An 11,944-nucleotide genomic window follows, 5' to 3' on the forward strand; every position below is an offset into this window, starting at 1 on the left:
TAAGGGACGATGGCCAAAGTGCGTCAAGACCAGCGAACTACGGACCATCAGGGTTCAAGCAGCCAATCTGCTGATGGCCTTTCGGCATCAGGAACCGTGACCGATCACGCGGGCCAGAACAACCCGCTCTTTGCTACGCATTCCCTCAATCTGGCCGAGTTGTTTGAAGCCCAAGCCGGTGCGACACCCGATGCCATCGCTTTGGTTGAGGGCAAGCGGGAGCTGACCTACGCCGAGCTTGACCGGTATGCGGGGCACTTTGCCGAAATACTGTTGAACACGGGCGCTGGCCCCGAACAGGTGTTCGCGATCCTGTCGCCGGCCACGATCGAGAGCATTGTCGCGATCCTGGGCATCCTGAAGGCGGGTGCAGCCTATCTGCCGCTCGACCCCAACCAGCCAGATACCCGCCTCGCGTCGATCCTCGGCGACGCGCGACCGAGCGGAATCGTGGCCCCGGAGGGAATGGGGAGACGCCTGCCCGAGCCGCTGCGCTCGCTCAGAATAGCGATGCCAGTTCTCACCTTTGCGCCTTCGGCGGTTCCGGCGGCGCCACAGAGGCAAGTTTCGCCGGATCAGATCGCCTATCTCATCTACACTTCCGGTAGCACGGGAGACCCGAACGCCGTCGCAGTCTCCCACCGTGCTATTATGCACTCGCTTCGCGCGCGGGGGCATCTTTATCCGGGCGCGCCAGGCGTCGCCTGCCTGACCGCTCCGCTGACCTTCGACATCTCCGTCGCCCAAATCTTCGCGACCCTCGGCGGCGGCGGAACCCTGGTGTTGGGTGTCGATCTGGCCGGATTTCATGACTTGGCGCCGCGCTGGCGTGATGCGGTGCGGACAGTTATGTTGGCGTCGTCGGCTTATGCCGCCGTGCTTACAGATGACGATGCGCCGTTCGGCGCTAATTTGACGCGGGTCATCGTCGGTGGCGATGCGCTGCAACCGAGTCTGGTCCGGCGGCATTACGAGCAATTTGCCGCCGTCGCCCTGGTCAACGAATATGGTCCGACGGAAGCAACGATCTTCTCGACGGCGGCGCACATCGCTCCGGCAGAAGATGCGCCACCGATCGGGGCGCCGATTCTTGGGACGAGCCTTTATCTTCTCGATGAGCGACTGAAGCCCTGTTGTCCGGGCAAAACCGGAGAACTCTATATCGCCGGCGATAACCTCGCCCGTGGGTATTGGAGGCGTCCCGCTCCAACGGCCACGCGCTTCATCGCCAGCCCTTTTCAGCCCGGGGAACGTCTTTATCGAACCGGTGATCTGGCCAGCCAGCGGGAGGATGGTCAGTTCGTATTCCATGGGCGCGTCGACGATCAGCTCAAGGTTCGCGGCGTCCGGATAGAGCCCGGCGAGATCGCAGCCGCAATTCTTCGGGCGCCTAATGTCGAACAGGCCGAGGTGCTTGGCCTTCCGGCGGCCGATGGTGAACTTCGGCTGGCCGCCTATGTCGTGGGGCGTGCGCTCGATGAAGGCGCACTGCGCAAACATCTTTTTGCGGTTTTGCCGGATTATATGGTTCCGTCGGCGATTGTGGTGCTGGACGCGCTGCCGCTGACGGCGAACGGGAAGGTGGACCGCAAGGCGCTGCCTGCGCCGGGGCCCCAGGTGCGCGGGGGCGTGTCGGGGACGCCGGAAGAGGCGGTGCTGTGCGGCCTGGTTGGCGAGCTGCTGGGTCTGGAACGGGTGGGTCCGGAGGACGACTTCTTCGCGCTCGGCGGCCACTCGCTGCTGGCGGCGCGGTTGGTGGCGCGGGTGCGCAGCGTGCTGGGCCGGGTGCTGGGCATCCGCTCGGTGTTCGAGGCGCCGCGGCTGGGCGATCTGGTCGATCGGGTGCGGCAGGCGCCGCGGGCGACCCATGCCCTGACGGTGACACAACGGCCATCGCGCTTGCCGCTGTCGTTTGCGCAGGCGCGGCTGTGGTTCCTGGACCGTCTGGAAGGAGCCGACGCGGCCTACAACATCCCTCTGGCGGCACGGCTGCTAGGTGGGCTGGATAAGGCGGCGCTGGCGGCGGCGCTGGACGATGTGGCGATGCGCCACGAGAGCCTGCGCACGCTGCTGAAGGACGATGGCGGCGAGCCCTACCAGGAGGTGCTCGAACAGGCGCATGTCGTGCTGGATCGGCGGGCCTGTGCGCCGGATGCGGTCGACGCCGTGCTGGCGGCCGAGGCGGCGCGACCGTTCGACCTGGCGCGCGACCTGCCGCTGCGGGCGGTGCTGCTGGACCTGGGGCCGGACGATCATGTGCTGGCATTGGTCGTGCATCACATCGCGACCGACGGCTGGTCGATGGGCCGGCTGCTGGAGGATCTGGCGATAGCCTATCGGGCGAGGGCGGCCGGAGAGGCGCCGGACTACGATCCACTACGGGTGCACTATGCCGACTATGCGCTGTGGCAGCGGGCGTTGCTGGGCGAGGAGACCGACCCAGAAAGCCTGATCGGACGCGAGATAAACTATTGGCGGACGGCCTTGGCGGGCGCGCCCACGGAACTGGCGCTGCCGCTGGATCATCCGAGGCCAGCCCGGCCCACGCGGCGCTCAGGGTCAGCGCCGATCGAAATCCCGGCGACGCTGGTTGCGGCCATAGCGCAGTTGGCGCGCGATCAGGGTGCGACGTCTTTCATGGTGCTGCATGCGGCGGTCTCGGCGCTGCTGATGCGGCTTGGCGCGGGCGACGATATTGTGATTGGAACGCCGGTTGCGGGGCGTGGAGATGCGGCGTTGGACCGGCTCGTGGGGTTCTTCGTCAACACGCTGGTGCTGCGACTGGACCTGGGCGGTGATCCGGATTTCGGGGCGCTGGTGGCGCGGAGCCGCGAGGTGTGCCTTGACGCCTATATGAACCAGGACGTGCCGTTCGAGCGGTTGGTGGAGGTGCTCGACCCGCCGCGGGTGCTGGGGCGCCAGCCCTTGTTCCAGACGATGCTGGTGCTGAACAGCGGGGCGGAGGGCAGCTTTGCAGCGCCTGGTCTGAAGACGCGGCCCCTGTCCGTCAGCGTGCCAACGGCGAAGTTCGATCTGTGCTTCACCTTCACCGAAGAGGATGGAGTCTGGCGAGGCAGCCTGGAGTATAGCGCGGAGCTGTTCGACCGGGCGAGTGCGGAGGGTCTGGCGGCGCGCCTGATCGGCCTGCTGGAGCAGGGTCTGGCGGACCCGGAGCAGCCGTTGTCGAAGCTGAGCGTGCTGCTGCCGGGTGAAGCGAGCCGGCTGACAGAGGATTTCGCGGGACCTCGGCGCTCGATGCCCGAACCCGCGACGCTGCCGGCGCTGTTCGAAGCGCAGGCCGCGCGCACGCCGAAGGCGATCGCGCTGACCGACTGGGAGCGATCGCTGGACTATGCCGGGCTCGAGGCCGCAGCCAACCGCATCGCCTGGCACCTGATCGGGCTGGGTGCGGGTCCCGAGACAGTGGTGGCGCTGGCGTTCGATCGGTCGATCGAGATGGTGGCGGCGGTGCTGGGCGTGCTGAAGGCCGGCGCCGCCTATCTTCCGCTCGACCCGGACCTTCCGGCCGAACGCCTCGACTTCCTGCTGTCCGATGCGCGGCCGCAGGCTGTGCTGACGACGCGCGTGCTCGCCGACCGCCTGTCAGGCCTGGCTGAGGCCGACGCCACGCTGATCGCGATTGACGACGATGCCGGTCTCGACGCCGCGCCTGCCCATGCGCCGATCGACACCGATCGCGTCACGCCGCTCGACCCGAGGCATCCCGCCTATCTCATCTACACCTCAGGCAGCACCGGTCAGCCGAAGGCCGTCTGCATCGAGCATCGTCAGGTCTCGCGGCTTTTCGATGCGGCGCGTCCATGGATGGCCTTCGACGGCGGCGATGTCTGGACGTTGTTTCACGCCTACGCCTTCGATTTCTCAGTCTGGGAGATTTGGGGTGCACTGCTGCATGGCGGGCGGCTGGTGATCGTACCCAGTCTTGTTGTTCGCTCGCCCGATCAATTCCGATCCCTGATTGCCAAGGAAGGGGTGACGGTCCTCAACCAGACACCCTCGGCCTTCTATCAACTCAACCAGGCAGACGCCGCCGGAGACTTTGCTCCCTTTGCGCTGAGGACTGTGATCTTCGGAGGCGAAGCGCTCGACATTCCGCGGTTGCAGTCGTGGGTCGATCGGCATCCGGTGCGCCCTCGGCTGATCAATATGTACGGCATCACCGAAACGACTGTCCATGTGACCGCCGCGCCGATCGACCTGTCGACGATCGCTGCGAAACAGACGGGTTGGATTGGTACGGGGCTCACCGACCTTCAGGTCTACGTCCTGGATTCCGGGCTTGGTCTGTGTCCGCCGGGGGTGGTGGGGGAGCTCTATGTGTCAGGTGCCGGGCTGGCGCGCGGATATCACGGCCGCCCCGGGCTGACCGCATCGCGTTTCGTGGCGAGCCCGTTCGGGGATGGAGAGCGGCTTTACAGGACGGGCGACCGAGGGGCCTGGCGGGCGGACGGCCAACTCGTCTATCACGGTCGCGGCGACGATCAGGTGAAGCTGCGCGGCTTCCGCATCGAGCCGGCGGAGATCGAGGCGGCGCTGCTCGACCAGCCCGAGGTGGTGCAGGCCGCAGTGGTGGTGCGAGGCGCCGGAGCCGATGCGCGCCTCGTCGGCTATGTAGTGGTGATGCCCGGTGCGGGCATCGACGTGACAGTGCTGCGCACGCGCCTGGCTGAGCGGTTGCCGGGCTATATGGTGCCCGCCGCGCTGGTCGCGCTGGATCGCCTGCCGCTGACGGTCAACGGCAAGCTGGACCGGGGCGCGCTGCCCGAGCCGACGGTGGCCGTGACCGAGCATGTGGCGCCGGCCACGCCGGACGAGGTGACACTCTGTGCGATCGTCGCCGAGCTGGTCGGTGCCCCACAGGTCGGCATGGGCGACAACTTCTTCCATCTCGGCGGTCACTCGCTGATGGCGGTGCGCCTGGTCGCCCGCCTGCGCGAGCGCCTCGGTCGCGAGGTCTCCGTCCGCATGGTGTTCGAGCATCCCGTTCTCCAGGACCTCGCCAACGCCATCGCACGGGCGGCAAAGGCCGACGACACGCTGACCGTTCAGCCGCGCCCGGCCGAACTGCCGCTCTCCTTCGCCCAGCGGCGCGTCTGGCTGCTCAGCCAGATCGAGGGCGAAGGCGCTTACAATATTCCGATCCTCTGGCGTCTAGCCGGTCCGCTGGATATCGCGGCCTTGAGGGCGGCGATGGGCGACGTGGTCGCGCGCCACGAGGTGCTTCGCACCCGGATCGTTCAAGGAACGGGAGGACCCATCCAACAGGTCCTGGCCGCCGGGCAGGTGCAACCGCCCTTCCGGCTCGTCGCCATCCCCGAGGTTGACAGCACGTCGCTGATCGAAGCGGAAGCGGCGCGGGGCTTCGACCTAGCGTCGGACGATCCGATCCGCACGACCCTGATCGAGCTGGCGCCACAGGATCACCTGCTCCTACTCGTCCTGCATCACGCGGCGGCGGACGGCGCATCGATAGCGCCGCTGCTCTCCGATCTGGCGCAGGCCTACGCGGCGCGGCAAGCTGGGGACGCGCCGGAGTTCACGCCACTGGAGGTAAGCTACACCGACTTCGCACTGTGGCAGCGGGCGCGATTGAATGAAGCGGCCGAAGCGGAGCACCTGGCCTATTGGCGTGCGAAACTCGCCGCATTGCCGGACGAGATCGCACTGCCGGTGGATCGCAAGCGACCGGCGCAGCCGAGCCACGAGAGCGGGGCTGTCACCATTAGGATAGCCCCGGACACGACTCGGCGACTGCGCCAGCTCGCCCGCGAGCAGAACGCGACCCTGTTCATGGTTCTGGAAGCAGCTCTGTCCGTATTGCTGCATCGTCTCGGCGGGGGCGACGACATTGTGATCGGCACGGCGTCCGGCGGGCGCAAGAACAGCAGCCTCGATGCGCTGGTCGGCTTTTTCGTCGATACGCTTGTCCTGCGTAACGATTTGAGTGGCGATCCGGACTTCGTTACTCTGCTTGCCCGTGTGCGAGCGACCTGCATCGACGCCTATGCTCACGACGCGCTGCCGCTTGAGCGGATCGTCGAGGCGCTCGACCCGCCCCGCATTGCAGGCCGCCAGCCGCTGTTCCAGACCATGCTGAGCCTTGAGGTTGGCCCGGCCGCCGCTCTCGACATGCCAGGCATCGCTGCCACGCCGGAGACAATCCTTGCCGCCGGACAATCGAAATTCAGCCTGTCCTTCGAATTTCGGGATGACGGCGATGCCTTGACCGGCCGGCTGGAGTTTAGCGCCGATCTGTTCAATCGTTCGACGGCGGAAGACATCCTGGCCCGGCTCGGCCGATTGCTCGAGCAGGTCGGTCGCGACGCCAAGGTTCGGCTTTCGCGGCTGGACATTCTTTCCGAGGAGGAACGAGGGAGGCCGACGGACGGGGCCGCCGCTGGCGAAACTCTAGCGCCGGACACATTGCTCAGCGAATTGATCTTGGCGCAGATTGTAGCAAAGAGCGAGGCACCCGCTATCCGATGCGGCGACCAGATCGTGAGCTACTCGAAATTGGGTAACCAAGCCCATCGGCTTGCGCGTCTGCTGATTGCTGAAGGTGTCTACCCGGACGACCGGGTCGCAGTGTTGCTCGACAGTTCGATCGAGCACGTCGAAGCGGCGGTGGCCATTCTTCAGGCCGGCGGCGCTTATCTGCCGCTCGGTGTGGATCTGCCCGAAGAACGACTGAATTTCCTCCTTTCGGATGCGAAGCCTGCGCGCATTATTACTTCGGCCCAGTTCGCGACTCGTCTGCCTTCGGAGTTCCGTTCACAGGTCGTCTGTCTCGATGAGCCTGATACGCACTGTCGTCTCGCCACATTCTCGCCAGAGCCGCTCACCCAAGCGGAGCGGCGTGCTCCGCTCCGCAACGCCCATCTCGCCTACGTGATCTATACTTCGGGCAGTACTGGCCGCCCAAAAGGCGTTGGCATCAGCCATCACAGCATCGTCCACTATGTGGATCATGTGGCTCGGGAGATCCTGGACGACGTCGCGGTCACTATGCCGTTGTTCACGGCGTTGGGCTTTGATCTCACACTCACAAGCATGCTGGTGCCGCTGTGTTGCGGCGGGGTGGTTGATGTCGTTCCGCCCATGGCGGCGGAAGCGGCTCTGGCGTCGGTCTTCGAAACGGACGCCGGATTTAACGCCATCAAACTGACACCCTCGCATCTGTCCATGCTGACTGGTCTGCCCGCGGGAACCTCACCGATTCAGGTAGCGATCGTCGGCGGCGAGGCCCTGACCCCAGGTCAGGCGGATATCCTGCGGGCGCGCTGCCCCGGCATCCGCATCGTCAACGAATACGGCCCGACCGAAGCCACCATCGGCTGCATCGCAGCGACGGTGGAGGGGGCGGACATGGCGATCGGGCGACCTTATCCGAATGTCCGCGTCTATGTGCTCGACGAGCGACTGTGCCCCTGCGTGCCCGGCGTCGCTGGCGAACTCTATGTGGCTGGCATCGGATTGGCGCGTGGCTATCACGGGCGTCCCGGCCTGACGGCGACCCGCTTCATCGCCAGTCCATTCGTAGCCGGCGAGCGTCTATATCGTACGGGCGACCGCGTGATCTGCCGCCGCGATGGCGTGCTGGACTATCAGGGCCGCACTGACGATCAGGTCAAGATTCGGGGCGTGCGAGTGGAGCCCGGCGAGGTCGAGGCCGTCCTTGCCGCCCATCCGGATGTTGCGCAAGCAGCCGTGCTGGCCTTGCCCGAGCACGGCGGCGGCCTGCGGTTGGTCGCTTGTTTTGTCGCACGACCGGACAGACGGATCGAACCGGACAATTTGCACGCGGCGTTGGCCCGACAATTGCCCGATGCAATGATGCCGACAGCATTCGTTCCGATTGACGCCTTGCCGCTGACCCGAAACGGCAAGATCGACAAGGCTGCGTTGATCGGCATGGCAATTCCGCCTCACGTTCAAACTCATGACCTCACACCTTATGTGGCGCCGCGCACGTCCGAAGATCACACGCTCTGCACAATTGTGGCTGATCTCCTCGGGCTGCCGCGAGTTGGCCTGGCTGATGATTTCTTCCGCCTTGGAGGACATTCGCTCCTTGCAGCCCAACTGGTAGCGCGAGTGCGCGAGACGACCGGACGTGCGCTTTCTTTGCGGGCCGTGTTCCAATACTCCGTGCTTGCGAGGCTGGCCGAACATCTGGCTACTCTGGCCGAGGACGCAGCCGCGCCCCAGGCGTTGCTCATCGATCGAGACAGCGCCTTCGATCCCTTTCCACTTACGCCAGTCCAGCAGGCTTACTGGTTCGGACGACAGCAACTTGTCGCACTCGGCGATGTCGCCTGCCATGTTTACGCCGAGCTTGTCGTTCGCAATCTGGACCTGCCACGTTTCACGGCGGCCTGGCGCACTGTCATCGACCGGCACCCGATGCTGCGAGCGGTGATTGCGCCGGACGGAACTCAGCGGATTCTCCAGAGTGTGCCGCCCTTCGTCATCCCATGCGCGGATTATGCCGATGTGTCCCAAGATGCCGGGGAGGCGGCGGTATCCGCTACCCGCGAGGCGATGTCGCATCAGGTGCTGCCTACCGACCGCTGGCCGCTGTTCGACGTCCGCGCTACGCGCCTGCGTGACGATGACTGGCGGGTGCATCTCAGCATCGATGCGCTCATTCTGGACGGCGAAAGCAACAACCGCCTTCTGCAAGAGGTATTCGACGAATATCGCGGCCGCACCGGATCACATCGGGCTCCGTCCGGCGCGGCGACCTTCCGCGATTACGTGCTGGCGACCGCGCAGCCGGATCTGGCGAACAAACAGGCTGAGGCCTATTGGGACGAGCGACTGGCCAGCTTGCCTCCCCCGCCGAACTTGCCGTTGGCGGTCGAACCTAGCGCGCTCGCCGACGGCCGCTTCTCGCGTCTCCATGCCCGTATCGAGGAGGCACAGTGGAGCAGCCTGAAGCAGCGCGCAGCTGCCAGGGGTCTCACTCCGTCCAATGTGCTCATGACCGCCTATGCTGAAGTGCTCGGCACATGGGCCGCGTCGGATGACTTCACCTTGAACCTGACGGTTGGCGACCGTCGGCCCCTCGCGCCCGATGTGGCGGGCATGCTGGGTGTGTTCACCAATCTCGTGCCGCTGGAGGTGCGGGCGGCGCGCACGGGGCCGTTCACCCAGCGGGCGCGCGCCCAGCAGCGGCAATTGGCGGCAGATCTCGATCATCGCGCCTTCAGCGGTGTCGATGTGCAGCGTCGGCTCGCCGCGCGGGCCGGCGATCCGTCAGCGGGCCTGCTGCCGATCGTCTTCACCAGCGTTCTCGGTGAAGCACAGGCTGAGCTGCCCGATGACGTCATCGACGTCGTTCATGGCATCACACAGACGCCGCAGACCTGGCTCGACAACAAAGTCTATGAGGTGGGTGGAACGGCGTTGGGTGTCGACTGGGACGCTCCGGCGGCGCTGTTCCCCGAAGGTCTGCTCGACGCCATGTTCGAGGCCTATGTCGGCCTGCTGCAAACCCTGGCCGACGATGATGCGGCGTGGGACGAGGCTGAACGAACGCTGTTGCCGCGTGCCCAGCGTGACCTGTACGACGCCGTCAACGCCACCGCTGGCCGCCTGGGGGATGAGCTGCTGCATGAGCCGGTGCTAGCCGCTGCACAGGCGAACCCCGGCGCTGTGGCGATAATCGCCGATGGGCGGTCCTATGACTTCGCGTCGCTCTACACCGCAGTTCAGCATCAGGCGGCACGGCTGCGCGCGGTACTGTCCGACGAAGATGCGCTGGTCGCTGTCGTCATGGAAAAGGGGCCGGAGCAGATCATCGCGGTCCTCGCGGTCCTGGCGGCGGGTCGAGCTTTTCTCCCGATCAGCGCCGGGCAACCGGATCTGCGCATCGCGACCATTCTGGCTGAATCCGGCGCGCGCGTTGCACTCACCCAGGCCCGCATCGAACGGGGCCGCGCCTGGCAGGAGGCGATCACTCTGCTCGATGTGGACATGGACGCGTCCGTCGCGCCAGTCTCAGAGCCTTCGGCATCAGAGTCCCGACCGGTGTCGGCGGGCGATCTGGCCTATGTGATCTTCACATCCGGCAGCACAGGCAAGCCCAAGGGCGTTGCGATCAGCCATCGCGCCGCTCGCAATACCTTGGCGGATCTCCACGAGCGGCTCGGCTTGAACGCCTCGGACCGCGTGTTGTGGGTTTCGTCGCTCGAGTTCGATCTGTCGATCTTCGATATCTTTGGCGTGCTGGCCGCCGGCGGAGCGATCGTGGTCCCGAAGGTCGATGGGCAGCGCGATCCGATCCGTTGGGCCGAGGCCATCAAATTGGACAAGGTGACGATCTGGAACTCCGCGCCTGCGCTCGCCGACCTCATGATGACGGCGGCCGGCGACGCCGCTCCGGGCCTGATCGGCGGGCTGCGGGTCGTGATGTTGAGCGGCGACTGGATTCCGGTCGCTTTGCCGCCGCGCCTGTGCGAGGCCGCGCCCGAGGCGCAATTGCTCAGCCTGGGCGGCGCCACCGAAGCGTCGATCTGGTCGATCCTTCATCCGATCGACGCTTCCGACGCAGCGCGGACGTCGGTGCCGTATGGCAAGCCGCTGCGCAATCAGCGCTTCCACGTCCTGAAGCCCGATTTCTCGCCGTGCCCGGTCCATGTGCCCGGCAAGCTGTTCATCGCAGGCGATGGGCTGGCGCTCGGCTACTGGAACAATCCGGTTGAAACGGGGGCCCGCTTCGTCCGGCATCCCGTCACCGGCGAGCGGCTTTACGATACCGGCGATCTGGGCCGCTACCTGCCAAACGGCGAGATCGAGTTCCTCGGTCGCGAGGACAGTCAAGTCAAGCTGCGGGGGTTCCGCATTGAGCTGGGTGAGATCGAGGCCCAGCTCTGCGGCTTGCCACAGATTGTCAGCGCCGCCGCGAGTCTGACGGGCGACAGCGACCGCACGCGCCGGATTGTGGCCTATGTTACTCTCGACCAACCTGGCGCCGGTGTCCGCAAAGCCGGCGAGATGGTCGATCCGCGCGCACACGCTGCCTTCGTCCTTGAACAACGCGGCCTGCCTGGCGCCGCCGATCCGCAGGTCTCCGTCGCGCTGCCCCTTGGCCAGTTTGACGAACAACAACGGTCTGGCTTTCTGGCGCGTCAGAGCTACCGCCATTTCGCCGAACGGCCCATCGGGGCCGCGGTTCTGGGCGCTTGGTTGAGCGTGTTGCGGGCCATGCCCGCTGAGAACGCGGCCTTGCCCAAGCGGCGCTATGCGTCCGCAGGCGGCCTCTATCCTGTGCGGCTCTATGTGCTGGCCAAGGACGGCGCGGTCGCCGGACTTGACGGCGGAGCCTATGTCTACGACCCGGCTGGCCACACGCTGAACCCCGTCGGGGACCTCGCGTTCGATACCCATCTGTTCGACGGCGTGAACCGCGGCATCGCCGAGGGGGCCGCGCTGGCGATGCTGCTGGTCGGACACCTTCCGGCGATTGCGCCCATCTATGGCGACTGGGCGCGTGACGCCTGTCTGATCGAAGCCGGCGCCATGGGACAGGTTCTGGCCGATGCAGGGCCGGCGCTGGGCGTGGGCAGTTGCCTGGTTGGTGGCTTCGATGCGGACAGGTTGCAAGCCGACCTGGGACTGGCGGACGCCCAGACCAATCTGATCCTTGGCGCGATGCTGGCCGGACCGATCGATACTGCTCAGACAGAGGCCTGGAGCCCCTATGCGCCGCCGCCGTCGCTGCGTCAGCATTTCGATCCGGAAGACGCGCGCCGGCATCTTTTTGCGGTTTTGCCGGATTATATGGTTCCGTCGGCGATTGTGGTGCTGGACGCGCTGCCGCTGACGGCGAACGGGAAGGTGGACCGCAAGGCGCTGCCTGCGCCGGGGCCCCAGGTGCGCGGGGGCGTGTCGGGGACGCCGGAAGAGGCGGTGCTGTGCG

2 pseudogenes are annotated in these 11,944 nt (G+C 66.0%); both read left to right on the forward strand.

Annotated elements, in window-relative coordinates:
- Window positions 1–9 precede the first annotated feature (9 nt).
- Window positions 10–11,652 (forward strand): annotated as a pseudogene (locus JI59_RS01050) (amino acid adenylation domain-containing protein); the annotation flags it as partial.
- Window positions 11,653–11,793: 141 nt separating this feature from the next.
- Window positions 11,794–11,893: pseudogene (locus JI59_RS28160) on the forward strand (hypothetical protein); the annotation flags it as partial.
- Window positions 11,894–11,944: the final 51 nt, after the last annotated feature.

The organism is Novosphingobium pentaromativorans US6-1 (assembly GCF_000767465.1).
GTDB classification, from domain to species: Bacteria; Pseudomonadota; Alphaproteobacteria; order Sphingomonadales; family Sphingomonadaceae; genus Novosphingobium; species Novosphingobium pentaromativorans.